This is a genomic window from Ornithinibacillus massiliensis, assembly GCF_018310345.1.
GTDB classification, from domain to species: Bacteria; Bacillota; Bacilli; order Bacillales; family Amphibacillaceae; genus Ornithinibacillus; species Ornithinibacillus massiliensis.
In genome coordinates this window covers 129,659-155,304 of sequence record NZ_JAGXBY010000002.1, presented here as the reverse complement: position 1 = coordinate 155,304, position 25,646 = coordinate 129,659, and the positions used below count along the sequence as shown (strand labels likewise).

General features: G+C 36.5%; 27 protein-coding genes. 2 read left to right on the top strand and 25 right to left on the bottom strand.

Going from position 1 to position 25,646, the window contains the following annotated elements:
- Positions 1-81 precede the first annotated feature (81 nt).
- From KGF86_RS04865 to gpr, 15 genes are all read right to left on the bottom strand, one after another.
- A complete protein-coding gene (locus KGF86_RS04865; RefSeq protein WP_186869953.1) occupies positions 82-528 on the bottom strand; it encodes a GatB/YqeY domain-containing protein in 447 nt (148 codons plus the stop codon).
- Positions 529-543: 15 nt separating this feature from the next.
- Complete coding sequence (gene rpsU, locus KGF86_RS04860) at positions 544-720, bottom strand: 30S ribosomal protein S21 (RefSeq protein ID WP_042145999.1); 177 nt, start codon at positions 718-720, stop codon at positions 544-546.
- Between the two features lie 168 nt (positions 721-888).
- On the bottom strand, positions 889-1,560 hold the full coding sequence (gene deoC, locus KGF86_RS04855) for a deoxyribose-phosphate aldolase (protein WP_186869954.1): 672 nt from the start codon (positions 1,558-1,560) through the stop codon (positions 889-891).
- A gap of 109 nt (positions 1,561-1,669) precedes the next feature.
- Complete coding sequence (gene mtaB, locus KGF86_RS04850; RefSeq protein WP_186871485.1) at positions 1,670-3,025, bottom strand: tRNA (N(6)-L-threonylcarbamoyladenosine(37)-C(2))-methylthiotransferase MtaB; 1,356 nt, start codon at positions 3,023-3,025, stop codon at positions 1,670-1,672.
- Between the two features lie 2 nt (positions 3,026-3,027).
- On the bottom strand, positions 3,028-3,783 hold the full coding sequence (locus KGF86_RS04845) for a 16S rRNA (uracil(1498)-N(3))-methyltransferase (protein ID WP_211741276.1): 756 nt from the start codon (positions 3,781-3,783) through the stop codon (positions 3,028-3,030).
- A gap of 9 nt (positions 3,784-3,792) precedes the next feature.
- On the bottom strand, positions 3,793-4,731 hold the full coding sequence (gene prmA, locus KGF86_RS04840; protein WP_211741584.1) for a 50S ribosomal protein L11 methyltransferase: 939 nt from the start codon (positions 4,729-4,731) through the stop codon (positions 3,793-3,795).
- An 82-nt stretch (positions 4,732-4,813) separates the two neighbouring features.
- On the bottom strand, positions 4,814-5,941 hold the full coding sequence (dnaJ, locus tag KGF86_RS04835; RefSeq protein ID WP_211741275.1) for a molecular chaperone DnaJ: 1,128 nt from the start codon (positions 5,939-5,941) through the stop codon (positions 4,814-4,816).
- Positions 5,942-6,259: 318 nt separating this feature from the next.
- Positions 6,260-8,089 (bottom strand): molecular chaperone DnaK, encoded by a 1,830-nt coding sequence (gene dnaK / locus KGF86_RS04830; protein ID WP_211741274.1) that lies wholly within the window; start codon positions 8,087-8,089, stop codon positions 6,260-6,262.
- 37 nt (positions 8,090-8,126) lie between these two features.
- Complete coding sequence (gene grpE / locus KGF86_RS04825; protein ID WP_186871481.1) at positions 8,127-8,711, bottom strand: nucleotide exchange factor GrpE; 585 nt, start codon at positions 8,709-8,711, stop codon at positions 8,127-8,129.
- Positions 8,712-8,761: 50 nt separating this feature from the next.
- Positions 8,762-9,793, bottom strand: coding sequence for a heat-inducible transcriptional repressor HrcA (hrcA, locus tag KGF86_RS04820; protein ID WP_186871480.1), 1,032 nt, complete (start codon positions 9,791-9,793; stop codon positions 8,762-8,764).
- A 63-nt stretch (positions 9,794-9,856) separates the two neighbouring features.
- Entirely contained in the window at positions 9,857-11,029 is a 1,173-nt protein-coding gene (hemW, locus tag KGF86_RS04815) for a radical SAM family heme chaperone HemW (protein WP_211741273.1), read from the bottom strand.
- 118 nt (positions 11,030-11,147) lie between these two features.
- Positions 11,148-12,956 carry a translation elongation factor 4 gene (gene lepA, locus KGF86_RS04810; RefSeq protein WP_211741272.1) on the bottom strand — a complete coding sequence of 603 codons (1,809 nt, stop codon included), beginning with the start codon at positions 12,954-12,956 and terminating at the stop codon, positions 11,148-11,150.
- 360 nt (positions 12,957-13,316) lie between these two features.
- On the bottom strand, positions 13,317-13,649 hold the full coding sequence (locus KGF86_RS04805; RefSeq protein WP_211741271.1) for a hypothetical protein: 333 nt from the start codon (positions 13,647-13,649) through the stop codon (positions 13,317-13,319).
- Positions 13,650-13,662: 13 nt separating this feature from the next.
- Positions 13,663-14,835: a stage II sporulation protein P gene (spoIIP, locus tag KGF86_RS04800; protein ID WP_343221423.1), complete on the bottom strand. Its 1,173-nt coding sequence runs from the start codon at positions 14,833-14,835 to the stop codon at positions 13,663-13,665.
- Positions 14,836-14,941: 106 nt separating this feature from the next.
- Positions 14,942-16,033 carry a GPR endopeptidase gene (gene gpr / locus KGF86_RS04795; protein WP_211741583.1) on the bottom strand — a complete coding sequence of 364 codons (1,092 nt, stop codon included), beginning with the start codon at positions 16,031-16,033 and terminating at the stop codon, positions 14,942-14,944.
- Positions 16,034-16,230: 197 nt separating this feature from the next.
- Between gpr and rpsT the strand changes: the two genes are divergently transcribed.
- Complete coding sequence (gene rpsT, locus KGF86_RS04790; RefSeq protein WP_186871476.1) at positions 16,231-16,497, top strand: 30S ribosomal protein S20; 267 nt, start codon at positions 16,231-16,233, stop codon at positions 16,495-16,497.
- Between the two features lie 56 nt (positions 16,498-16,553).
- Here rpsT and holA read toward each other — a convergent pair whose 3' ends face one another.
- Positions 16,554-17,567 (bottom strand): DNA polymerase III subunit delta, encoded by a 1,014-nt coding sequence (holA, locus tag KGF86_RS04785; RefSeq protein ID WP_211741270.1) that lies wholly within the window; start codon positions 17,565-17,567, stop codon positions 16,554-16,556.
- Positions 17,568-17,878: 311 nt separating this feature from the next.
- Here holA and KGF86_RS04780 point away from each other — a divergent pair, with 311 nt between their 5' ends.
- The gene (locus KGF86_RS04780) at positions 17,879-18,013 is read left to right on the top strand and encodes a YqzM family protein (RefSeq protein WP_186871474.1); all 135 of its coding nucleotides are present in this window, start codon (positions 17,879-17,881) and stop codon (positions 18,011-18,013) included.
- Between the two features lie 75 nt (positions 18,014-18,088).
- Here KGF86_RS04780 and KGF86_RS04775 read toward each other — a convergent pair whose 3' ends face one another.
- The 9 genes from KGF86_RS04775 to yqeH form a co-directional block, all read right to left on the bottom strand.
- Positions 18,089-20,356 (bottom strand): DNA internalization-related competence protein ComEC/Rec2, encoded by a 2,268-nt coding sequence (locus KGF86_RS04775; RefSeq protein ID WP_211741269.1) that lies wholly within the window; start codon positions 20,354-20,356, stop codon positions 18,089-18,091.
- An 8-nt stretch (positions 20,357-20,364) separates the two neighbouring features.
- Positions 20,365-20,928, bottom strand: coding sequence for a ComE operon protein 2 (locus KGF86_RS04770; protein WP_186871472.1), 564 nt, complete (start codon positions 20,926-20,928; stop codon positions 20,365-20,367).
- 60 nt (positions 20,929-20,988) lie between these two features.
- Positions 20,989-21,579, bottom strand: coding sequence for a helix-hairpin-helix domain-containing protein (locus KGF86_RS04765; protein ID WP_343221422.1), 591 nt, complete (start codon positions 21,577-21,579; stop codon positions 20,989-20,991).
- 78 nt (positions 21,580-21,657) lie between these two features.
- Entirely contained in the window at positions 21,658-22,407 is a 750-nt protein-coding gene (locus KGF86_RS04760; protein ID WP_186871471.1) for a class I SAM-dependent DNA methyltransferase, read from the bottom strand.
- A 3-nt stretch (positions 22,408-22,410) separates the two neighbouring features.
- Positions 22,411-22,752: a ribosome silencing factor gene (gene rsfS, locus KGF86_RS04755; protein WP_186871486.1), complete on the bottom strand. Its 342-nt coding sequence runs from the start codon at positions 22,750-22,752 to the stop codon at positions 22,411-22,413.
- A 7-nt stretch (positions 22,753-22,759) separates the two neighbouring features.
- Positions 22,760-23,341, bottom strand: a complete 582-nt coding sequence (gene yqeK, locus KGF86_RS04750; RefSeq protein WP_186871470.1) for a bis(5'-nucleosyl)-tetraphosphatase (symmetrical) YqeK — start codon at positions 23,339-23,341, stop codon at positions 22,760-22,762.
- A 59-nt stretch (positions 23,342-23,400) separates the two neighbouring features.
- On the bottom strand, positions 23,401-23,703 hold the full coding sequence (yhbY, locus tag KGF86_RS04745; protein WP_186871469.1) for a ribosome assembly RNA-binding protein YhbY: 303 nt from the start codon (positions 23,701-23,703) through the stop codon (positions 23,401-23,403).
- A gap of 4 nt (positions 23,704-23,707) precedes the next feature.
- The gene (gene aroE, locus KGF86_RS04740; RefSeq protein ID WP_186871468.1) at positions 23,708-24,535 is read right to left on the bottom strand and encodes a shikimate dehydrogenase; all 828 of its coding nucleotides are present in this window, start codon (positions 24,533-24,535) and stop codon (positions 23,708-23,710) included.
- A gap of 11 nt (positions 24,536-24,546) precedes the next feature.
- On the bottom strand, positions 24,547-25,644 hold the full coding sequence (gene yqeH / locus KGF86_RS04735) for a ribosome biogenesis GTPase YqeH (protein WP_211741268.1): 1,098 nt from the start codon (positions 25,642-25,644) through the stop codon (positions 24,547-24,549).
- Positions 25,645-25,646: the final 2 nt, after the last annotated feature.

The following is a 25,646-nucleotide window of genomic DNA, read 5'->3' as shown; positions in this document are numbered from 1 at the left end:
AAAATCCAATAACACATTACATTTTAAAGTTCCCATTTAAGTAAAAAACCCTTGCCTATCAGCAAGGGTTTCTTGGGTATACTAATTCAAGAATTCTTGAACTAATTTATTAATTTTAGAGCCATCAGCTTTACCTTTTACTTTTGGCATAACCGCACTCATCACTTTACCCATATCTTTTTTTGAAGATGCACCAGTTTCTTGAATCGTTTCTTGAATAATAGCCGAAAGCTCTTCATCTGAAAGTTGTTTAGGCATATATTCTTGAATGATTTTGATTTCCGTTTCAAGTTTTTCAACAAGATCATCGCGTCCAGCTGATTTAAATTCTTGGAGGGAATCTTTTCTTTGTTTCATTTCTCTTGATAAAATTGATAATTCTTCGTCTTCCGATAAATCACTTTTACCAAGCTTTATCGATTCGTTCTGTAATGAAGCTTTAACCATGCGAATCACACTAAGTTTTTCTTTGTCCTTACTCTTCATCGCTTGCTTCATATCATCGTTCAACTGTGTAAGTAATGACATCTTCTAGCACCTTCTTTAGAATTTACGCTTTCTAGCAGCTTCAGATTTCTTTTTACGACGAACGCTAGGTTTTTCATAGTGTTCACGCTTACGATATTCTTGTAGTGTCCCACTTTTTGCAACACTACGTTTAAAGCGACGAAGAGCATCCTCAAGAGACTCGTTTTTACGAACGCGAGTTGTATTTGACATGCTAATTTCCCTCCCTCCGAAGCATAAAACAGATTATAAAGACGAATGACATATCACACGCCTTTTGTAATTATAATATAACACGAAACATCGGTCAACTGATTATTTCTTGTTCGTGTTTTTTTCTTTCTCTTACAGTTTGAGACTACTATTATTTAGGCAATATCATTAATAATCAGAAGACCCTTGATTACCATTGATAATGTCTACTCCTGCACTAGCACCAATTCTTGTTGCACCCGCACTAATCATGGCTTCTGCTCCAGCTAGGTCACGAACTCCACCAGATGCTTTTACTCCCACATCCGGTCCTACTGTTTTACGCATTAATGTAATATCTTCAACGGTTGCGCCTCCTCCAGAGAATCCTGTTGAAGTTTTTACAAAGTCGGCTCCAGCTTCTTTAGCGAGTTTACAAGCACGTACTTTTTCATCGTCTGATAGTAGCGATGTTTCGATGATTACTTTAGTTAATGCTTGTCCTTTAGCAGCCTCAACTACAGCTTGAATATCTTGCTTAACAAATTCATCATTACCTGCTTTCAATTCTCCAATGTTAATGACCATATCTACTTCTGTAGCACCATCGGAAATTGCTTGTTTTGTTTCAAATACTTTTGCTTTGGTAGACGTTGCTCCTAATGGAAAACCGATTACTGTACATACTTTTACTTCCGTATCTTTTAAATACTCATAACATAAGGATACCCAATGTGGATTAACACAAACGGATGCAAATTTGTATTCTTTCGCTTCTTCTACAATCTTTAGAATACTATCTTTTGTTGTATCTGGCTTTAAAAGCGTATGATCAATATATTTTTCTAAATTTTGTATCATGGTTAACTCCCCTTTATCAGTTGTACGTACCTCTTAGGTATCATAGCATTTTCTAAAATAAAAAGCTATTTATTATCGGTTATTCTAAATAAAATGCCCAGTCTTACGACTAGGCATTCATTTTTAGTTTACTATGAGTGGCATTTTCCATAATTCTTACAAAAGTACCTTCGTTATATGGATAACCTGATTTTGTTATTTTTACACGGACAATCTTTCCGATCATATCAGGTGTACCTTCAAACTTCACTTTGAGGTAGTTATCCGTATAGCCGACTAACATATTCGGATTATCCTCTTCTAGTGCACGTTCTTCTGGAATTACTTCAAGTACTTCATTTTCATATCGGGATGCATATTCTTTTGCAAGTTCCTCTGATAGATCTATCATCCGTTGAACTCGCTCATTTTTCACATCTTCTTCAACTTGATCTTCCATTCTAGCAGCAGGCGTCCCTGTTCTGCGAGAAAACGGGAATACATGTAGTTCGGAATAACCAACTTTTTTGATAAAATCATATGTTTCCATAAACTCTTCTTCTGTTTCTCCAGGGAATCCAACAATGACATCAGAAGTAATCGCAAGATCTGGTAAAGCACGACGAATTTTCTTTACTTTTTGATAGTAATAATCTGTTGAATACTTTCTTCTCATACGTTTTAATACAGAGTCAGAACCAGATTGTAATGGGATATGTAAATGACGGACTATCTTCTCAGATTGATCTAATACATCAATGACTTCATCGGTAATCTGACTTGCTTCAATAGAAGATATACGTATCCGTTGCAACCCTTCAACTTTAGACTCTAAATCACGTAAAAGCATTGCAAAGTTATAGTCATTTAAATCTTCCCCATAGCCAGCAGTGTGGATTCCTGTCAATACAATCTCTTTATAGCCAGCATCTACTAATTTTTGAGCTTGATCTAATACACTTTCAGGATCTCTAGAACGTAATAACCCTCTAGACCAAGGAATAATACAGAATGTACAGAAATTATTACAACCTTCTTGAATTTTCAATGAAGCACGTGTTCTATCAGAGAATTCTGGTACGTCCATTTCCTCAAATACACGATTTTTCATGATGTTTGACACACCATTAATTGGCTCTTTCGTTTTCTTATGATCTTCAATGTATTGAATCATATTTTTACGATCTTGCGTACCGACTACAACATCCACGCCAGGTATTTCTAATATTTCACCAGGTGACGTTTGTGCATAGCACCCTGTAACACATACAATACCATCTGGATTTTTACGAACAGCTCTTCTAATAATTTGTCTACTTTTTTTGTCTCCTGAGTTCGTTACGGTACACGTATTAATAACATATACATCGGAATCATGGTCAAAATCTACACGTTCATAACCTTGCTCCTTAAACATCCGCCATATTCCTTCTGTTTCATAATGATTTACCTTACACCCTAATGTATGAAATGCAACTGTTGGCATTACTAGTCCTCCAATTCTTCCAAATGGTACGAAATACTAGCCAGTGCGTATAAAGCAGCTGTCTCTGTCCTTAAAATTCTAGGACCTAATCGAACAGGGATAAAGTTATGTTCTTTCAATGTATCAACTTCATCAGTTGAAAAGCCACCCTCTGGCCCAATACATATCATAACTCTTTCTCCCTTGTTTAGCTTGCTCACAACACTTGCAAATGATTGGAAAGAAGCAGTTTTTGCCTCTTCTTCATATGCGAAAAGTCGTACATGATAGGTATTACTCTCCTCAATAAACTGCTTTAACTTCATTGCTGGCTTAATTTCTGGTAAATGATTGCGATGGGATTGCTCACTTGCTTCTTTAATAATTTTACGATAACGTGTTAATTTCTTTTCTTCCTTCTTAGCATCCCATTTTACAACAGATCTATCAGCCTGAAAAGGGATAAAAGCACTCGCACCTAGTTCGGTTCCCTTTTGCAGTACCAAATCCATTTTATCGCCCTTCGGTAAGCCTTGCGCAATCGTTACATAAACAGGTAGCTCGCTATCTCTATCTAGCCACTCTACAACTTTTGCAGTTACGGAATCCGTATCCATTTGTACAATTTTACAAATAGCTCCCTTTGAAGCTGGTGGATTACAAATTATCCTGTCATCTACCTGCATACGCATTACTCTTAACATATGGTGAGCATCATCACCTTCAATTACTACAGTATCATTTCTCCAATTCTCTGTTGGAACAAAGTACCTTTGCATAAAAAGCACCTACTTTTTCTTCGCTACTACAGAAACCCAGTCTTCCAGTTCATTAACTTCGATTATTTCAAAACCCTGGTCCTCTAACTGCTCTAAGACCATTTCCTTTTTCGCTTGAATGATGCCAGAAGTGATAAAATAACCACCCTGAATAAGGTTATCCCATGCTTCCTTAATAAATCGAACAATGATTTCTGCTAATATGTTAGAAACAATGACATCCACATTCATATGAACATCCTGCAACAAATTATTTTGTTTTGTATGGATTAATTGATCAACTTGATTGACTTTTGCATTCATTGTCGTACTAGTCACAGCAATTTCGTCTAAATCATACGCATAAATTTCCTTAGCACCTAGGAGTGCTGATGCAATACTAAGTACACCTGAACCACATCCAACATCGATTACCGTTTCATTGCCTTGTAAATATTTCTCTAATGAACGAATACTTAAAATCGTGGTTGGATGTGTCCCCGTACCAAAGGCCATCCCAGGATCTAATTCAATAACAATCTCTTCTTTAGACTTTGGTGTATATTCTTCCCAAGTTGGCGTAATGGTAATTTTATCGGAAATTTGTACCGGTTTATAATATTTCTTCCATGCCGTTGACCAATCCTCTTCATCTACTTCACTCAATGTAATCTGATTTTCACCAAGATCAATATCAAAGGTTCTCAAATTGTTTACTGCTAACTTGATTGCATCAACTGTCTCACCCAAGGAGCTATTAGTAGGTAAGTAAGCCTTTATATATACACCCTCTTCTGGATAATCATTGGCATCAAGCTCAAAAATCTCACCATACATCGTGTCCTTCTCAATGATTAAGTCTAGCGGGTCTTCAATAACAACACCACTTGCTCCCAAATCATGCAGGATATTGGAAATCGGTTCGATAGCTTCATTTGTGGTATGGATACAAATCTCTGACCATTTCAAGCAAATCTCACTCTTTTCTTTTTCATTATAGTCTAGTGTTCTGGTTCCTATCATAATTATGTATTAGGGAATTAGGTTAAACCTATTCCCCTTTAAATGCTCTTTTGAATTTCTGGAAAAGTGAATCCTCTTGTTCCTCTGCTTTACCATTACCAGAAATCTCGTTAAATTCTCGTAATAATTCCTTCTGACGATCCGTTAATTTAGAAGGTGTTACAACGCGAACTTTAATGTGTTGATCTCCTTGTCCATAACCTCTTACATTAGGTGCTCCCTTACCTTTCAGACGAAATACCTTACCAGTCTGAGTGCCAGCAGGGATTTTTAGCTTCACCTTACCATGTACAGTTGGAACCTCTACTTCATCACCAAGAGCAGCTTGTGCAAAGTTTAATGGTAGCTCACAGTAAATATGATCTCCTTCTCGAGTAAAGAATTCATGGTTACGTACTTGAATGACAACGTATAAATCACCACTAGGACCACCATTCTTACCAGGTTCCCCTTTTCCTGCCACACGAATTTGTTGTCCATCATCAATACCAGCAGGAATGGTGATATGAATTTTTTTGTTCTTTTTAACAGTACCTTTTCCAGTACATGTTGTACATTTTTCTTTAATAACCTTTCCAGATCCATCACAATAATGACAAACTCGGCGGTTTACTACACGACCAAATGGTGTATTTTGTTCGGTATTCAATTGACCAGAACCATGACAGTGAGAACATGTTTCTGGCTTAGTACCGGGCTTTGCTCCAGATCCATGACATGTAGCACATTGTTCATCTTTAGGTATCGTAATATCTGCTTCCTTACCGAAGATAGCTTCCTCGAAATCTAATATCATTGTATATTGTAAGTCTGCACCTTGTTGTGGAGCGTTCGGATCTCTCCTACGTCCCCCTCCACCAAAGAACATGTCAAATATATCGCCAAATCCACCAAAATCCTGTGAACCTCCGAAGCCACCAAAGCCTTGGCCTCCATTCATTCCGGCATGGCCGAATTGATCATATTGTGCACGTTTTTGATCATTGGATAATGTCTCGTATGCTTCCTTCACTTCTTTAAATTTATCAGCAGCATCTGGCTCTTTGTTTACGTCTGGATGGTATTTACGAGCTAATTTGCGGTATGCCTTTTTGATTTCTTCTTTAGATGCGCTCTTATCTATACCTAAGACTTCATAATAATCTCGTTTTGACACTCTGTATCACTCTCCCGAATCACTTTCACATAGAGTAAATCATAACATTAACAACATTATGATGGCAAATGGTTCATTGCTTGTGCTTTAGTAGATTTAGTTAAAAATCCATATCCTCAGATCGAATAACACACTGGATACTTACAAATAATGATAGCTTCCTATATTCTGCTCGTACTCTACAAGTGGCCTCATATCCGTTTGAAATTTGTGTGTGACATACGAAGCACCTTGCCAACTAATGGGGTGAACCAACTTAACTTAAAAAAGTCAAAGTCAAGAAGGTCCTGACTTTGACTTTTTTGTTCAAGTATTTACTTATTTTTTCTCTTCGTCATCGACTTCTTGGTAATCAGCGTCTACTACATCATCTGACGTGTTTTGAGCTGCTTCATCTTGACCGGCTTGGTTTGCTTGGGCCATTTGTTCATATAGCTTCACAGATAACTGTTGTACTTGTTCTTGTAAAGCTTCTTTTTTCGCTTTAATTTCATCGAGGTCATTACCCTCTAAAGCTTTTTTCAACTCTTCTTTAGCTGCTTCTGCTTTTTGTTTTTCCTCATCCGAAACTTTATCCGCTAAATCTTTTAGCGTCTTATCGGTTGTAAAGATTAATTGTTCTGCTTCATTACGAAGCTCCACTTCTTCACGACGCTTCTTATCAGCTTCCGCATTTTCCTCTGCTTCTTGTACCATACGTTCTACTTCTTCATCTGATAAACCGGAAGAAGATTTAATTGTAATGGATTGCTCTTTATTCGTACCCATATCTTTTGCACGTACATTAACGATACCGTTAGCATCGATATCAAAAGATACCTCAATTTGTGGTACACCTCTTGGTGCTGGTGGGATATCCGTTAATTGGAAGCGACCAAGTGTTTTATTGTCTGCTGCCATTTCACGTTCCCCTTGAAGAACATGAATGTCTACAGCGGTCTGATTATCAGCAGCTGTTGAGAATACTTGTGAATGACTAGTAGGGATCGTTGTATTACGTTCAATTAGTTTCGTAAATACGCCACCCATAGTCTCAATACCAAGTGAAAGTGGTGTAACATCAAGTAATACAACATCTTTTACATCACCTTGTAAGACACCACCTTGAATAGCAGCGCCTAATGCTACTACTTCGTCTGGGTTTACCCCTTTAGATGGCTCTTTACCAATTTCACGTTTGATTGCTTCTTGTACTGCTGGAATACGTGTTGAACCACCAACTAAAATAACTTTATCAATATCACTTGCAGTTAAATCCGCATCGCGTAATGCTTTACGAGTAGGGATCATTGTACGTTCAACTAGATCAGAAGATAACTCTTCGAATTTAGAACGTGTTAAGTTCATCTCTAAATGTAATGGACCAGCTTCTCCCGCAGTAATGAATGGTAATGAGATTTGTGTTTGGGAAACACCTGATAGATCTTTTTTAGCTTTTTCAGCAGCATCCTTTAGACGCTGCATTGCCATTTTATCTTTTGCAAGGTCAATTCCGTTTTCTTTTTTGAATTCAGCAACTAGATGCTCGATGATAACTTCGTCAAAATCATCTCCACCTAGTCGGTTATCCCCTGCAGTTGCAACTACTTCAAATGTACCTTCACCAATATCTAGGATTGATACATCAAATGTACCTCCACCAAGGTCGTAAACAAGGATAGTTTGATCTTCATTTGACTTTTCAATACCATAAGCTAAGGCAGCTGCTGTGGGTTCGTTAATAATACGCTCCACTTCTAAACCCGCAATTTTACCAGCATCTTTCGTAGCTTGACGTTCTGCGTCATTAAAGTATGCAGGTACTGTAATAACTGCCTTATCCACTTTTTCACCAATATAATCTTCAGCGTATGATTTTAAATGCTGAAGAATAATAGCAGAAACTTCTTGAGGTGTATATTCTTTATCTTCAATTTCTACTTTATAATCTGTACCCATATGGCGTTTAATAGAAAGAATCGTATTCGGGTTAGTAATAGATTGACGTTTTGCTACTTCCCCTACCTGTCTTTCTCCATTTTTAAACGCTACAGCTGACGGTGTCGTACGGTTCCCCTCAGGATTAGGGATAACAACCGCTTCTCCACCTTCCATAACTGCAACACAAGAGTTTGTTGTTCCTAAATCAATTCCGATGATTTTACCCATGAATTATTTCCTCCTTGACAAGATAGCCTTCTTTAAATTATTGGTTTACTTTTACCATAGCAGGACGGATAACACGATCTTTCATCATGTATCCCTTTTGTAGTTCTTCTACTACCGTATTCGGTTCAAAGCCTTCTTCCTCAACCTGCATAACGGCTTGATGAATATTGGGATCAAATTCTTTCCCAATAGCTTCGATAGGTTCAACACCTTGTGATTTTAATGCATCCACAAGCTGTCTATATACCATCGAAATCCCATCTAACAAGTTCTTATTAGCATCTGTAGTTTCCACTTGTAAGGCGCGCTCGAAATTATCGATTGCAGGTAAAAGCTCTGTAACAAGATCCTGTGCTTTATACTTGCGCTCCGCTTCCCGCTCTTTAATGGAACGTTTTTTGTAGTTATCAAATTCCGCTTGTGTTCGTAATAATCGTTGATATAACTCTTCTTTTTCTTGTTGAACTTTAGCCAACTCTGCTTCTAGCTCCGTTGCTTCTGAATCAGGTTCAATACCTTCTTCTTCAATAGTTACTTCTGAGTCGGCAGTTTGATCTTCCTTTTCAACTTGTTCGTCAAGTTTCTTCTCATCCTCGACCCCTGTAACATCTTTTTCTTCCATGATTCGCACCTCCAAAATACAACTCAGAAAGACATATTCTTCCCATGTCTTTACCCGTTGTTTTTATACCATAAGTATAAAGCATCTGTCATTTCATTTGATAGCGCATTTAATAATGTAATTACTTTTCGATATTCCATCCGAGTAGGTCCAATTAGCGCAATAGTTCCCATTTGTTCACTCCCTAATTGATAGGAAGCAGTAATTAAGCTGAAATCCTTTATTACGTCAACTTTATTTTCATTTCCAATGGTCACCTTTATTCCATGTTGTGGTGTCTTTAATAAATTTACAACCTGATTCTCGTTCTCCATCATTTGATAGAATGATCGAACTTTATTAATATCATTAAATTCTGGTTGTGTTAATAAATTTGTTTTTCCACCTATATAGAGCTTTACCGGTTGATCATGGAAGAAAGCAGACGATAAATATTGAAAGGACTTTTCAAAATCACGAACGTATATTCTCATTAATGATACTACTTCCGTTGTTATAACGTCTGGTAATCGTGCCAGCGAAACGCCCTTTAATCGTTCATTTAAGATATTGACGATTTTCTCCAAGTCAGACGGGCTAATTTCTCCAGGAATCGTGAAGGAACGATGTTCAACGTGACCAGAGTCAGTAACCAATATTGCAACTGCCGTATGATCTGACAGTGGGACAATTTGCAACTGTTTTACTTTTGTTTCGAATATTTCTGGACCTAAAATGATGGACGTATAATTTGTTAAATCAGACAATACCTCAGCCGATTTTTGTACGAGCTTTTCAAAGTCAATAAATTCATCCCGAATTAGATCCTTCATTATATTTAAATTACTTTTATCAATAGACGGTGCAATGACATGGTCTACATAGTAACGATATCCTTTTTCTGATGGCACACGACCTGAAGAAGAATGTGTTTTCTCAATAAAACCCATTTCTTCCAAATCCGCCATCACATTACGGATAGTTGCAGCACTGAAGGATATTTCATCTTTTTTTGAAATCGCACGTGAACCAACTGGGTGGGCTGATTCAATAAAATCATCAATTATAACTTGCAAAATCATTAATTGCCTATCCGTTAACATTAATGATCACCCCTGTTAGCACTCTCTTATCTCGAGTGCTAATACTACTAATAAATTATCAAATCACGATTTTTTTGTCAATGCTATTGCCTCTAGATCTTCATCTTCCAACAAAAAATACTCAAATACATCATTTCCAAATAGTAATCCTTGCTGTGAAAGATGGATAGTCTCTTTATCATTAATTAACCAACCCTTTTGAACTAAATGTTCAATTTGTTGTTGATAGAGTAATTCATATGAAAAGCCAAACTTGTCCTGGAAGACTTTCTTATGGACCCCACGCAGTTTTCGTAACCCTAAGAACCATTCTTCCTCAATTTGCTCTTTTAAACCTATTGTTTCAACCTTTAGAATTGGTTTCCCATCCTCATTTGCTTGTTTGATATATGCAGGTAAGGGTCGAATATTCATGGTACGTTTTTCTGGTAAGTAACCACTCGCACCGGCACCAAAACCATAGTAATAATCATTATTCCAATAGGTCAAATTATGTTTACTTTCAAAACCAGATTTGGCAAAATTACTTATTTCATATTGTATTAGTCCACCTTGCCGCATTTTTGATTGCAGGATGTCATACATTTCTACCTCTTCTTCTTGAGCGGGTCGATGTAATTGCCCTTTTTTATAACGGTTATAAAAAATCGTTTTGGGTTCAATTTGCAAGGAATATGCTGAATAATGTGGTAAACCAAAGGAAAGTGCCTCGGTAACCGTTTTTTCAAAATGCTCAGGTGTTTGATTCGGTAAAGAGTAAATCATATCTAAACTAATATTAGTTAAGCCAGCCGTGCTTAATAGTTCAACCGTTTTATATACATCTTTTACCCGATGGGCTCTTCCAAGCTCCGCTAACATCACATCATCAAACACTTGAACACCAAGTGACACACGATTTATACCGTATTCCTTTAAGAGTTTCGCCTTATCTGCATCAAAGTCTCCTGGGTTAGCTTCAATGGTATATTCTTCACAATTCCAAACATCAAATTTTTCTTCCATAAACATTAATAATTTTTTTAATTGGGAATAGGTTAAAGCAGTAGGTGTTCCCCCGCCAATAAAAATCGTCTTGACGGAATGCTTACTACCTTGAATATGTGTGTTTATTTCATTTTCTAGTGCTTCTAAATATTCCGTTGCCAATTGTTCATTATAAAAGAACTTTGTAAAATCGCAATAATGACAGATGTGCTGACAGAACGGGATATGGATATATACTGATTGAATCATATTATGTCTCCTAACCATCCTAATACTTTTCTTCTATTGACATCTTCCGAAAAACTGTAGGCTCTATAATTAAAAAAGAAAAGGAAAAACTTTAATAAGTTCTTCCGTTCTCTCACTATTATTCATCATCCATTTTTAATACGGCCATAAATGCTTCTTGTGGTACTTCAACTGAACCAACCATCTTCATTCGTTTTTTTCCTTCTTTTTGCTTCTCTAGAAGTTTTCTCTTACGGGATATATCTCCACCATAACATTTCGCCAATACGTTTTTACGCATTGCTTTGATGGTTGATCTGGCAACTATTTTATTTCCAATTGCTGCTTGTACCGGAACCTCGAATTGTTGTCTAGGAATTAATTCTTTTAATTTCTCTACGATTTGCTTCCCGCGATCATATGAAAAATCTTTATGCACAATAAACGATAACGCATCAATTGTCTCACCATTTAGCAGGATATCCATTTTCACTAGTTTCGATGCTTGATAACCTAATAATTCATAATCAAATGATGCATACCCTTTTGTATTGGATTTCAATTGATCAAAGAAATCGTACACAATTTCAGAAAGTGGGATATGGTAAATCACATTGACTCGAATGTCATCGAGATATTCCATATCAATAAACTGACCACGCTTCTTTTGAGCAATTTCCATTACTGGTCCTACGTATTCATTCGGTACCATAATGGTAGCTTTCACATATGGTTCACGAATTTCTTGAATCTTCTGTGGATCTGGCATAACAGATGGATTATCAATCGTGATAACTTCACCGTCTGTTTGCTCTACTTCATAGATTACACTCGGAGCAGTAGTTATAAGATCAATTTTAAATTCACGTTCAATACGTTCTTGAATTATTTCCATGTGTAATAATCCTAAAAATCCACAACGGAAGCCAAATCCTAACGCTTGTGATGTCTCTGCTTCATATTGCAAAGCCGAGTCATTCAATTCTAATCGTTCAAGTGCCTCACGTAAATCGTTATATTTACTGGAATCTACTGGGTAAAGTCCACAATAAACCATAGGATTTAAGCGTCGGTATCCTGGTAACGGCTCTTTTGCAGGTTTGTCTGCTAGTGTAATGGTATCCCCTACACGTGTATCTCCAACATTTTTAATGGACGCGGTAATATAGCCAACATCCCCAACGTTTAGCTCTTTGAGTGGTAATTGTTTTGGTGTGAACACACCAACTTCGTTTACTTCAAATTCTTTACCAGTTGCCATCATTTTAATACGATCGCCAACTTTTACAGATCCTTCTTTCACACAAACATACGCAACAACACCACGATAGGAATCATATAAAGAATCAAATATAAGTGCTTTTAAAGGCTCATCTGGATCTCCAGCTGGTGGCGGGACGGCCTCTGTAATTCGTTCAAGAATGTCTTCGATACCAATATTCGCTTTAGCAGATGCTAAAATAACGTCATCAGGATCAATTCCGATTACATCCTCCAGTTCCTTTTTTACACGTTCTGGGTCGGCACTAGGTAGGTCAATCTTATTAATAACCGGAATAATTTCTAATTCATTATCTAAAGCGAGATAAACATTCGCAAGAGTTTGGGCTTCAATTCCTTGTGCTGCATCAACCACTAAAATCGCACCTTCACAAGCCGCCAAACTTCTAGATACTTCATATGTAAAATCAACATGTCCTGGGGTATCAATTAAATGAAATGTAAAGTCTTCCCCACTTTTACTCTTATATTGTAATTGTACTGCATTCAATTTAATCGTTATGCCACGTTCTCGTTCCAAATCCATTGCATCAAGAATTTGGTCTTTCATTTCACGTTTCGTAACGGTTTGTGTATTTTCTAAAATGCGATCAGCCAAAGTCGACTTACCATGGTCAATATGGGCTATGATAGAAAAATTACGTACATTCTCTTGTTTTCTTGCCATACGTGATGTTCACTCCTACTTGCCTTTACCCATTTTCGGTAAAGTACATATTTAATACATCCTAGTATTTGAAAAACTCGCATTCGCGCATTTTTGCGAATATGTTGTTTTTTCTTTTGCTGGTTAGGAAAGCTTATTATTCTTTCCTATCTGCCAACAATTCGATGATTGCTAGGATGATTATAGCAATTGGAGTCTATTGTTTCAAGAAAGAGTTGCCATAATCATACATAAAGACGCAATATCTTGATACCTTCGAATGTTTCACTTTCAAATACGACAACTAATCTAACGCAAGAAGTGGCTCAACTACGAGGGAAATATCGCATATTCGAGCCACATCTAGTACTATGAATTTATTTAGAAGAACAATTGGGAAATCTGATATAAAATTTCAACAACCATATCATAAAAACCTTGGACCACAACTTCTAAAAAAGATGCTGTCTTTTGGCTTAGCTGGTCAGGATTCGAAACAGAAAGCTCCTCGGTAATTGTAGTTTGATTAACGATTTCTGGATTTTCTGGCTTATCATTAGTAGTTTGTTGGACCTGTGAGTATGCTTCCACAATTTCACTAGCAGTACTTGTATCGGTCGCTGGTACATGTTTTCCAGTATGGTCAACACCTACGATAGCACCTACTAGAAAACAAATAACTAGTAGTAGCACCACAGATATAAACTTAAACATAATGATCTACCTCCTATTCCGAACTAACCTTCTCCGCATCCCAGTATAATTCACTAAACACTTCTGCTAAAGCGTCAGCAGATCGATATAATTCCTCTAATTTATTATCTATTCCACCAATTTCTACTGTTAAAGCATTCTCATGTAAGTCTTGGTTAAATACCCCATCGGTCCCTGCGCCTTTTTTAGGAGGTAATACTCCCCTACTTAGACCAGGGTATTTCTCTTGCATGAGCTTATGAAGTCTACTAGCAAACTCCAGATTCTTTTCATAATTCTCATTATCTCCACCTATTACAAAAGCAATCTTAGCGTATGCTTCTCCATCGATTTCCTTTGTGGTTGCTTCTCTTCTTAATGAATCCCGATGAATATCAAATATATACTGGATATCTTGATTATTGGCAAAAGCCTCCTGGACAGTACCACGAATCGAAGTGTAAGATTGCCAGTACTCCATGTTGTTCTGCTCCAATAATTTCATGTTATCAGTATCATCAAGCTTATTACCGATACCATATTTTTCAAGGGCACTAGAGAGACGCTCGCTTACTAATGTGACATTCACTTCACTATGCTGTGCTAAATTAGGATTAGTTACGCCCGGTAAATGAGGTAAGAATGATTCATAGTTATGTGTATTATAAATAAAAACAACTTCCCTATCTCCAGTTGTTGGTGCTCCCTCTGGTGTATCCTCTGGAGTTTCCACTTCAACCTCTTCATCAATCACTGCTTCCCTATCTTTTAAGACTTCCTCTAACGGAGGTGATGATTCCACTGGAAGATTCGTATAATTCGTTCCTTCCCCTGCAATGAAAATCTCACTATCATAAATCGAAAAACCGGGAAGTTCGTTTCCAAGTAAACTTCTCGGGTCATCTGGCCTGATGCTGGTTGCTATTTGAAAAAGAGTTGAGGATAAATTTGGCAATTCCGTTTCTGGCGGAAGTCCCTTCATAAAAATTCGATTTTCCATTCCTAATAAATACATAAAGGTAGAGCTCTCAATTTCACTTGTCCAATTCGTTAACGTATTGGACGATAACCGAAAAGCTGGTGAAATGGTGGTGAAAATTCCGATAAAGAGAAACAAAATAATCACACTAGCAACATATAAAACACTTTTTTTAACATATTGAGGTAATCTATTTTCACGTTTAAAACGATGAGGTCCTAGCATCATGTTCCACCTTCCTAGTTCGTCTTTAGTAAAATCTATGACGAATCCTCGGAAGGTAGAACTGTTATCTCTTATTTTTCACAAAATTTAATAGATTTATACGGTATTCTTATCGAGAGTAGGAGGCAATATTATTCACATCTACCGCCTCATGAAGGGCAGCGTTTATACCATTGGCCAAAACATGTGACATATCAACCATAAAACCATCTACTTCTTTTGGCGTAACCATCATATTATAGCCTGTTGGCGTTAGCACCTCTGAAATAAGTTCTCTTTTTTCTTCTTCAGATAGATTCCCTACAATCCCCATAAAGGTCTGTCTCTTTTCTGAATCTGGCAGATCTTCTTCGTTATACTTCTTACCCCCAAAAGACATACTAGCTGGGGCAAGTGCTTTAGATGGGCGATCCTTTTCTCGCCATTCCCTGCCGAAATGCTTCAGTATAAAATCGATGGTATCACTAGTTATGGTTACAGCATCAACAACTGTCGGTACCCCAATCGCCAATACAGGAACTCCTAGTGTTTCCTTACTAAGCTCCTTACGCTTATTTCCCACTCCTGAACCAGGGTGGATACCAGAATCAGATAATTGGATGGTTTCATTAACCCGTTCTATCGACCTGGATGCTAAGGCATCAATCGCTAACACAAAATCAGGCTTAAACTTTTCTACAATCCCAAAAATAATATTGCTTGTCTCTATCCCAGTAATCCCCATTACTCCAGGTGTTACGGCTCCAACTGGTCTATAGCCATCCGACACTGATTCATGTTCTAACTTAAATAAATGACTCGTTACAAGTACTTTCTCCACTGTCATAGGACCAAGAGCATCTGGTGTTACATTCCAGTTTCCTAATCCAACTATAAGCCCAGTTGCATTTTTCTTGATATTGTTTTTCTCAAGTAAATTCTCAATTTCTCGTGCCAGGATCTTTGCTGCATTATCTTGGCGTTTCGTATCCTGTTTCTTCACCCCATCTGCATAAATGGTTACATAGGACCCTGGTTTCTTTCCTAAAAGTTGAGCACCCTCATCATCTATTTCAACATAGGATATTTTAATACCATTTTCTTCGATATCCTTTAGTTTAACTCCTTTTATATGTTCATCAGAAGGGGTTTCCTTCTCAACGTACATATCCTTCGCTTCCACCGCTAAATCCGTACGAACTTGTAATTGGTTTTCCATCATATCCTTTTTATCCAAAATAAATCTCATCCTTTCAACTTGTTAACTACACAAATCTATAGAATTATCCTTAGCATTTTCACTAAAAACATACAAATTACCATGAATAAAGGATAATAGTTATTGAAAACACGCTCCAACTTTGGTACAATGTCTCTTGTTCAATGTAATGAACGTTTGTGTTTTTAGGAGGTGAAATCATGGCTAATATTAAATCCGCAATTAAACGTGTTGAAGTAAACAATAAAAAACGTGCTCAAAATCAATCAGACAAATCTGAAATGCGTTCACAAATAAAGATTTTAGAAAAATTTGTTGAAGCAAATGATGTAGAAAATGCTAAAACTGCGTTAACTGCAACAATTAAAAAAATTGATAAAGCAGTACAAAAAGGTCTTATCCATAAAAATGCTGGTGCTCGTCAAAAGAGTCGTCTAACTAAAAAAGTTAACGGTCTTGGTGCCTAAACAATAAAAAACGATCCTATTCGGGATCGTTTTTATTGTTTATCACGTTATTAACATTATTTTTTAATCAGATTATATAATAACATTTCAAAAGCTAAAGACTTTTCCATTTTTCCTTGTTTAATTATCGCATCTGTTTCTGTAAGCTGATCGATGATATATTCTAGCTTTTGCACAGTAAACTTCCCTTCTCGATTTAATGCAACTTTAATTACATAGGGATGAACACCTAGTTGCTTTTGCATTTGACCAGAACTATATCCCTTTTGCTTTAGAAGCTTTACTCGGAGAATTGTTCTAAACTGAAAAGCCAATAACCCAATTAATGCAATCGGTTCTTCCTTCATGATTTCTAAATCTTTATAGATGGTAATCGCTTTTGCAAGATTACCTTCTATCACCGTGTCCACAAGCCGAATACCAGAGCTAGTGATCGTATGGGATACTAATTCTTCTGCAACTTGTTTGGTCACCGTGCCCCCAGCACCAACATATAATGCTATTTTCTCTAGCTCACTTTCAATAATGTTTAAGTCGGTAGAAAGTTCATTTTCGAATATTTCAAATGCATCCTCATCAATCGTTACATGTAATTGTTTAGCTAAATTTACTATCCAATTTTTTAATTCGTACTCTTTAACCGGATTACATTCCGCTACCAACCCTTTATTTTTCAAAAGTTTACTGATTTTTTTCCGTTCATCTATTTTTTCATAAGGTGCGATGAGAACCAATACAGAATAATCTACTGGCATTTCTAAATATTGTTCGAGTACCGACAAATCATGTTCAAATGGCAGCTTGTCCGATTTCGCTTTAAGAAAAAGTGCATTCGTAGCAATTACCAATTTCTTTTCACCAAAAAAAGGATACGTCTCGACATCTGCAATGACTTCTTGGATGGATGTTTCGGTTAAATCATATGTAGAAAGGTTTTCTTCATCGTCTAGAACACCTTTAACCAGTAGATCCTTTATTTTCTGGATAAAATAGTTTTCTGTACCATATAATAAAATGACTTCTGGGATTTGCTTTTTTTTTATTTGTTTCACTACATCTGTGTAAGTCATGCTATTCACTCCAAATTCGTATATTCTTTATGGTAATCGGTCGAATGATGAATAGCAAGAAAAACCTGAGAGGGAAAATAGGGACAGGAATTTCCCTCTCTATCTATATGAACGTTTAACATAAAGCCCTAGGAACAGTATGTTAAACGATGTTTTTCTTTCACCTATAGCATGACCCTTCTCACCAAAAGTATAGTTGTTAAGTCTTTCTAATTTTGGCTATGCATAATTAATGTTTGACATTTTTGTATCTTTGGTGGATTTTTTTATGTAATTAATTTATACTAAAGGTTGATATGGGAGGGTTAGCTATGAATGAATTTGAAAAGGATCCACAATCAAAAAATAATGATGTAGTTGATTCCATTAAGGGTTTTGGCTTTTCTTTAGTTTTCTTTCTTTTAATCTTTTTTATCGGAGTAATCATTAGCGTAATTGGTCAATAAGTACATAAGTGTTTTTTCGTAACAAAAGAGACTGGGCTTTCTCCGGTCTCTTTTGTTTATTTGGTCTAATTTAGATTATGGCTTGAATTGATAAAACGTTCCATCATTTTCGCTATAACGATAAATAATAGCACCCGCCTGATCTGTTCTTAGAACAAGAGCCTGTTCTTTATGCAATGTTTCTAAAACATCACGAGTTGGATGACCATATCGATTATTTTTACCAACTGATATTAGCGCGTAATTGGGCTTAATCGCCGAAATAAACATTGGATAAGTAGAAGTACTACTACCGTGATGTGCTACTTTTAATACATCTACAGACAGATCAGGGAAAGTCTTGATTATTTCTTTCTCGGTTTCCTTATCAATATCTCCAGTAAATAGCCAATCTCGGCCACCTAGACTAATGGAAAATACGAGGGAATTTTCGTTACTGCCTTTTTTATCTACCCCAGGTGCAAGAATGTTAAACATTTTTCCTTTTATTTCCACAACTTGTCCTGCTTTTACTCTTAGTATTTCCCCTTGTGTCTGCTTATGAATAAGCTCCTCTTCAAGTTGGTAATACTCGCTTATCATTATCGTGTTCACTCGATAATCATCCACAATATATTTCACACTACCTGCATGGTCTGTATCCTCATGACTGATGATAATTGCATTTATCTCATATATACCTTGATACTGAAGAAAGGGTTTAATGACTCTAGTGTAATTTCGATTCGTAGCTTCCATACTTTCGAACGAAATCGCAGCTCCCGCATCGACTATAAACACTCCCTTACGAAATGGGAGTTCAATTACTATAGCGTCCCCTTGTCCTATATCTAACATGGTGACACTCCCATATGGAGATAAATATGGTCGAAGCATCAACGATACCAATAACATAGTTAATAACGTTCCATAAGCAAATGCTCTAGTTAACTTATCACGTAGAATCATCGCTAACATGAAAATCAACAGCGTATAATATATCACGATATAACTAGTAGGAAATTGACCATTCCACCACGGATAAAAAAGATTAGTATCGACTCCTTGTAATAAGCGTAGAAAAATCTCATGCACGAATGAAAATAGCTTGTCCATAAATACATGTAGGAATGAGATTGGTGAAATCAACAGTAGCAAAAACATAAGTGGGATCACAAAGAAAGTAAAATACGGAACTACGAAGACATTCAGTAATATGGATAGCGGATTAAAATTGTAAAAATAATTCATCTGAATAGGGAGAATGACAAGCTGTGAGATAAAACTTAATTTCAACATCTGAAATAACAAGGAATCACTACTTAACAGCCATTTTTTAGACAATATGATTGCAAAAGTAACCAAAAAAGAAAACTGAAATCCAATATGATAGATAATGTATTTATCGAAAATAATCAGCATGATGAAGACAATACTAATAACATCGGTTATCATGAGCTTCCGTTTCACTTTACGAAGAAAAAGAACGAGTAAAACCATAGAACTCGCTCGTAGCACAGAAGGCGCTCCACCTGCGAGAAAAGCGTATATTGGTAAAAATATCATCATAAGATATTGTGCTTTCTCTATGGTTAGCAGTTGAAGCTTTACCGTAAAGAAATACAGTAGTCCCACCACTAATCCAATATGAAGACCAGAAATAGCTAACAAATGAGACAAACTCCACCGTTGAAACAACTCAGTTATATCCTTTGAGATTAAACTATCATCTCCTAGAACAAGTGCAAGTATCCAAGCACCTGTCTCTTCAGAAAATTTACTATAAATATATTCCTTGATATTCTCTCTCATCGTATAGAGGACATTCAATCTATCACTACCATGACAACTAATATCCTCTATCGAGTTGATTACAATTTCATAATGTATTCCATTTGATGCTAAATAGGCTTGATAATCAAATTGACCAGGATTACTACTGCTTTCTAGTATATTGAGGTCGCCATGAATTTGACAGGATGCACCAGATTGAATGGTGGCGATAGTTGGATTTTGTCTATCAAGATTAAATAGCATAACTCTCATCGTATCTTTTGTATCATCATCTTTGAAATCAAATTGTAGCATCGTTTCTGTTTTGACGGGATAACGTATTATTTTCCCTGAGAATGTGACGTCAGAACGGTCTGTGTCAGGCTTGAGAGAATCAATGGGAGGGATATAAAGGAGGAAGGTAAGATAAACGACTAGGGAAAGCGTGATAGGAAACTTACCTAGCCGTTTCTTTTTAAACAATATGAATAGCCAAATGATAAAAGCTAAAAAAAATAGGATTGCATCAAACATGACAGATAATGCACTACAAACAACTGCAAAAGCAGCTATGTACCAATTACCGTTCATAAAAACGATTACCTTACTAAGCGGAATAATTCCTGTGCCTTTTCTTTAAGCTGATTGAATTCGCTCGTATCATGATGTTCCACTATCTTTAATAATTCTTCGACAACAGAAGCTTTCTCTTTGTAGTTCATATCTAATGCTAAGTAGTCTAATTCTACTTTCTCCGTTCTTACTCCGGCTTCCTTAAATAACTCAATTGCATATGAATGATTCTTATAATCCTCTGCATAGTATACCGTTGTAATACCACTTTGGATAAGTTGCTTCGTACATTGTAAGCACGGAAAATGGGTAACATAGATATCGGCATTTTCTGTAGGAACTCCAAACTTCGCACATTGAAGAAGAGCGTTAGCTTCTGCATGAACAGTTCGTACACAATGTCCATCGATAACATAGCAACCTTCATCTACACAATGAACATCGCCAGATACACTCCCATTATAACCACCAGCTATTATTCGTTTATCTCGAACAATCGTCGCTCCTACCATAAGTCTTGTACAAGTACTTCGCAACGATAATAAATGACTTTGTGCCATAAAGTATTGATTCCATGAGATTCTTTCCATGATCAGTCTCCTCTCTATATTAAATTAGTTTACCTTGTGAGTCCTACTACCGTCAATCGCTTAAGGAACTTGAAGCTCATCCTTGATTGCCTCTAATGTCTTCTCACCAATCCCTGTCACACTTAGTAAATCCTCTACTTGTTGAAAATAACCATTCGCATCCCGATACTCAACAATTGCATTTGCTTTAGACGGTCCTATCCCTGGTAGTTTTTGGATTTCTTCGACAGTCGCATAGTTTATTCTTATCTTTGCGCTTTCTGATTCGCCAACATTAACCGAACCCTCTTGTCCTATTTCAGGAACAAGGATCACCATTTCATCAAACACCTTTTGGGCAAGATTAATTAAATTTTGATCCGCAGAATTTGTAAAACCTCCTGCTAATAGTACAACATCACGAACACGGGAACTCTCCTTGATTTCATAGACACCAGGATTTTGAACCTCTCCTTTGATATCTACGACTACCAGGCCAGAATTTGGTTCATTAATGGCTTCAGCCTCTATAATTGATGAATCATCAACTGTAACTAAACCCGTAGGCAAGTCTTCCTCCCCCATATTAAACAAAATGAACACAACTATTATCCCTATTACCATAAAGATTACAAATACGTTTTTTCGTAACCATTCTAGCAAGACATTCACATCCCATTACTAGTTGTCCTTCTATGATACAAGACGAAAATTTTTCTGGCAAAATAAGAAAAGGACAAGAAAAATAAATTATCTGGTCCTTTTTTGAGCTATAATAAATATTCGATCCGATTCTTTTTCAGAAAAATCTGTTTCTATTGAAAAATCACCATGAACAGCCAAAATTTCAAAACCTGCATTTTTTAGTAAACGACGATAAACCTCAACCGAATACGTCTTTTGATGATGTGCTTCATCAAATCTAGTATATAAATCTCCTTCTGATGTGAAGAAGGTTAACTCATGAAACATCTCCCCTTCCTCATCTCCTGGATAACACGTCCAAATATACGCGCTATCCTCTTTTACATCAGAAAAGGAATTCCCTACTAAATCTTCTTCAACATGACGAACAGAGTGAAAATCAAACACAAAAAGGCCATGTTCATTGAGGGAATGATAAACATTGTTAAAGACCTTTTGAACATCCTCCATGGTTGTCATATAATTGATTACATCGCAGTAACTAATTGCTAAATCAAAATGATAAAGTCCTTCCAGCTCTCTTAAATCTTGATGGACTAGTTGAATCTGTTGATTGTGATTACTTGCTTTTTGGTCTGCGACTGTTAGCATATCAGCAGAATAATCTACACCCGTAATCGAATATTCCTCTGCCAGCTGAACGGTAATTTCACCAGTCCCACACCCTAAATCTAGTACATTTGGTGTTTTCAAACCAAACTTGTCGATAATCGTTTTCGTATATTTCACCCACTGATCATATGGAGCATCTTCCATAAATTGATCATATAGGCTTGCCATTAATTGATACGCCATCCCTTACTGTCCTACCTCTAATGGTACTTGGGCAGCATCTCCCCATAATCGCTCCAAATTATAATAGTTTCGTTCATCCTTATGGAAAACATGGCATACAACATCACCCAGGTCGACCAACACCCATCTTGCTTGCTCAAACCCTTCTAATCGTTTCACTGATATTTGATGCTCTTCCATTGTTTCTTTTACAGCTCTAGCAATGGATTGAACTTGCCTTTCATTCGTACCATGGCAAATTAAGAAATAATCTGCGACTAGGGATACTTGTGCTAAGTCAAGCGCAACAATCTCATCTGCTCGTTTGTCATCACATGCTTCGGCTGCTAGCTTTAATATTTCCATAGGATTATTATTCAATATGATTACCTCCAGTTATAAGTCTTGTTAAATCATTATATGCATGAAATGTGTCAGGATAAATACGATTTTCCTTTTCCATCAAATATTTTATTGTATTTCGCGATACCATCCACCCGGCTTTAATCAAATCGTTTTGTGCCATCTCTCTTACTTTATCTAGTCCCGGGAAGCTTCTTCCAGGCTCAATATAATCTGCAATAAATACAATAAGTTCTAATTTGCTCATATTGGCTTTTCCAGTAGTATGATAATAAATAGCTGATTTTACCTCATGATCTGTTATCCCGAATTCCTCTTCTATCTTAATGGATGCGACTGGCCCATGCCAAAGCTCATGATGATAGAGGAGTAGGTCCTTTGGTAAATTACTTGCTGCAATTATTCTTTTCATTTCATCCATTGCGCGATATTTGCAATAATCATGAAAAATAGAAGCAAGCTCGGCCTTCTCAGGAGAAACATTATATTTCTTCGCCAAGGATACAGCAGTGCTAGCTACACGTAATGTATGCTCAAATCTCTGCTTTGTTAAATGTGGCTCAACAAATGCAATCGCATCATTTTTATTCATCTAAACATACTCCTTCTAAAAAGTACAGAAAACTCTACATACCAAAAAAAACGCTAATGTCAGTCCGAAGATGAAGGTAATACGATTTCTTTGTTCTCTTTCGATTCTTTATACAGAACAATGTTATTACCTATAATTTGGACAATTTCTGCACCTGTTCCTGCCTCTAATTCTTCCGCTACGGTTTCTTTATCATCTAAACAATTTTGCAAAATCGTAATCTTAATTAATTCTCTTTTTTCTAGAGCTTCATTTACTTGTACGATCATATTCTCATTAACCCCTATTTTACCAACTTGAAAAATAGGTCTTAAATGATGTGCCTTTGATCGAAGAAATCTCTTTTGTTTACCTGTTAGCATGTTATCACCCTTCTAGTATTCGTTTTAATTGACTGTTCATATTTCCAAGTGATGGTGTTAGCCCAAACCAAATTTCAAAAGCATATTGTGCTTGATATAACAGCATGGAATGTCCTTGATGGATTTGAGCACCTTTCTCTTTGGCTTCGCGTAATAAAGTAGTCCAAATCGGTTGATAGATGATATCACTTACAATAGTAGATGATTTCATTCCATCTATTTTTATTGGCGAATCATCCTGATTAGGTTTCATCCCAACATTAGTCGTTTGAATCATTAGGTCAAAGGTAGCTATATTTTCCTCAGCTTGATCTAAGGTTAAAATGGCTGACTTTGGATTTTGAGCTATTCCCTTTGCTTTTTCAATGGTTCGGTTCGCAATAGTAATCGACGAATATCCTGCTTGATGTAGGGCATTGTATATTCCTCGTGCAGCGCCTCCTGCACCAATAATCAGGATGTTTACCTGTTTGTTATTGGTTAAGCCTGGAAAGCTTTGCTCTAACGAACGCAGGTAACCAATTCCATCTGTGTTATATCCGATTAAACGACCTTCTTTATTTAAAACCGTATTAACTGCACCAATATGTTTCGCACTTGGGTCTAAGTCATCTAATAAAGGAATTATTTTTTGTTTATATGGAAATGTAACATTAAATCCTGTAACACTTTTTTCCTTTATAGTTTGTACAAGTTCTGTTAAATCATCTTCTCTAACTTCAAATATCGAATAGTTTCCTTGTATATTCGCTTCCTCTAGGAATTGTTTATGTATCCAAGGAGACAAGGAATGTTTGATTGGATACCCAATTAACCCAAGTTGATACGCCACTTAGACTCCTCCTATATCAAGGATTTCCTCAACGATACAGCTACTTCTTTTGGACTATGCGTCACAATCGTACATGCTCCACTTACCGTTACCCAGCCTAATCCAGGAAATACAATATCTGTCTTCTCACCATTTAAACGATATGAACTTGTTGTTAATGGTGGTAGCAATTTCATCGATTCTTCATCTGGAGGAGATAATAACTCTCCAAGATGACTTTCATATAATTCATCTGCTTTTTCTAGCTTAGTCCGATGGATTGGTAGATTATTGGAAAAGTAACAGACGAAAGATTGTCTATCTCCCTTAATAAAATCAAGTCGGGCTAAACCACCGAAGAATAGTGTTTGTTCCGAATTCAACTGATATACTCTTGGTTTAATTTCTTTAGACGGAGTAATTACCTTTAGATCCTGATCTGATACGTAATGCGCAATTTGCTCATGATTAACTATTCCAGGAGTATCAATAAGAGCAGAATCATCATCTAAAGGAATCTCAATAAACCCGAGTGTAGTTCCTGGAAAATAGGATGTCGTAATGACGTCACTCTCCCCTACGGATTGTTTGATTAATCGATTAATGAATGTTGATTTTCCAACATTTGTCGTACCAACAATATAAACATCTTGTTGATTACGGTACTCTTCAATTTGATCCGTTAATTCATCCATCCCATAGCCTTTAACTGATGAGATCAAGAAAACATCCTTTACTTTTAGACCAAGTTCTTTAGCAGATGATCGTAACCATTGTATCAGTTTATTCTGATTTGTAGATTTTGGCAATAAATCCATTTTATTCCCAACTAAAATAATAGGATTATTCCCAACAATCCTAGGTAAACTCTTAATCATTGTTCCATTCACATCAAAAATATCGATAATATGGACTACAAGTCCCTTTTTATCACGAATCGAACTAACCATTCTGAGAAAATCGTCATCGTGAATGGATACGTCTTGTATTTCATTGTAATGCTTTAAACGAAAACACCTTTTACAAAGTATATTTTCTTTTTCTAGCGATGATTTTGGTGTATACCCTAAACCTTTTGGGTCTTCTGTTTGGATTTCTACACCGCATCCTATGCAATGGATTTGTTCCATTT

Excerpts from the sequence above, each read along its gene's own strand:
- KGF86_RS04865 (WP_186869953.1), bottom strand. The coding sequence starts at position 528 with ATGTCATTACTTACACAGTTGAACGATGATATGAAGCAAGCGATGAAG.
- rpsU (WP_042145999.1), bottom strand. The coding sequence starts at position 720 with ATGTCAAATACAACTCGCGTTCGTAAAAACGAGTCTCTTGAGGATGCT.
- deoC (WP_186869954.1), bottom strand. The coding sequence starts at position 1,560 with ATGATACAAAATTTAGAAAAATATATTGATCATACGCTTTTAAAGCCA.
- mtaB (WP_186871485.1), bottom strand. The coding sequence starts at position 3,025 with ATGCCAACAGTTGCATTTCATACATTAGGGTGTAAGGTAAATCATTAT.
- KGF86_RS04845 (WP_211741276.1), bottom strand. The coding sequence starts at position 3,783 with ATGCAAAGGTACTTTGTTCCAACAGAGAATTGGAGAAATGATACTGTA.
- dnaK (WP_211741274.1), bottom strand. The coding sequence starts at position 8,089 with ATGGGTAAAATCATCGGAATTGATTTAGGAACAACAAACTCTTGTGTT.
- grpE (WP_186871481.1), bottom strand. The coding sequence starts at position 8,711 with ATGGAAGAAAAAGATGTTACAGGGGTCGAGGATGAGAAGAAACTTGAC.
- hrcA (WP_186871480.1), bottom strand. The coding sequence starts at position 9,793 with ATGTTAACGGATAGGCAATTAATGATTTTGCAAGTTATAATTGATGAT.
- hemW (WP_211741273.1), bottom strand. The coding sequence starts at position 11,029 with ATGATTCAATCAGTATATATCCATATCCCGTTCTGTCAGCACATCTGT.
- lepA (WP_211741272.1), bottom strand. The coding sequence starts at position 12,956 with ATGGCAAGAAAACAAGAGAATGTACGTAATTTTTCTATCATAGCCCAT.
- KGF86_RS04805 (WP_211741271.1), bottom strand. The coding sequence starts at position 13,649 with ATGTTTAAGTTTATATCTGTGGTGCTACTACTAGTTATTTGTTTTCTA.
- spoIIP (WP_343221423.1), bottom strand. The coding sequence starts at position 14,835 with ATGATGCTAGGACCTCATCGTTTTAAACGTGAAAATAGATTACCTCAA.
- gpr (WP_211741583.1), bottom strand. The coding sequence starts at position 16,033 with ATGATGGAAAACCAATTACAAGTTCGTACGGATTTAGCGGTGGAAGCG.
- rpsT (WP_186871476.1), top strand. The coding sequence starts at position 16,231 with ATGGCTAATATTAAATCCGCAATTAAACGTGTTGAAGTAAACAATAAA.
- holA (WP_211741270.1), bottom strand. The coding sequence starts at position 17,567 with ATGACTTACACAGATGTAGTGAAACAAATAAAAAAAAAGCAAATCCCA.
- KGF86_RS04780 (WP_186871474.1), top strand. The coding sequence starts at position 17,879 with ATGAATGAATTTGAAAAGGATCCACAATCAAAAAATAATGATGTAGTT.
- KGF86_RS04775 (WP_211741269.1), bottom strand. The coding sequence starts at position 20,356 with ATGAACGGTAATTGGTACATAGCTGCTTTTGCAGTTGTTTGTAGTGCA.
- KGF86_RS04770 (WP_186871472.1), bottom strand. The coding sequence starts at position 20,928 with ATGGAAAGAATCTCATGGAATCAATACTTTATGGCACAAAGTCATTTA.
- KGF86_RS04760 (WP_186871471.1), bottom strand. The coding sequence starts at position 22,407 with ATGGCGTATCAATTAATGGCAAGCCTATATGATCAATTTATGGAAGAT.
- rsfS (WP_186871486.1), bottom strand. The coding sequence starts at position 22,752 with ATGGAAATATTAAAGCTAGCAGCCGAAGCATGTGATGACAAACGAGCA.
- yqeK (WP_186871470.1), bottom strand. The coding sequence starts at position 23,341 with ATGAATAAAAATGATGCGATTGCATTTGTTGAGCCACATTTAACAAAG.
- yhbY (WP_186871469.1), bottom strand. The coding sequence starts at position 23,703 with ATGCTAACAGGTAAACAAAAGAGATTTCTTCGATCAAAGGCACATCAT.
- yqeH (WP_211741268.1), bottom strand. The coding sequence starts at position 25,644 with ATGGAACAAATCCATTGCATAGGATGCGGTGTAGAAATCCAAACAGAA.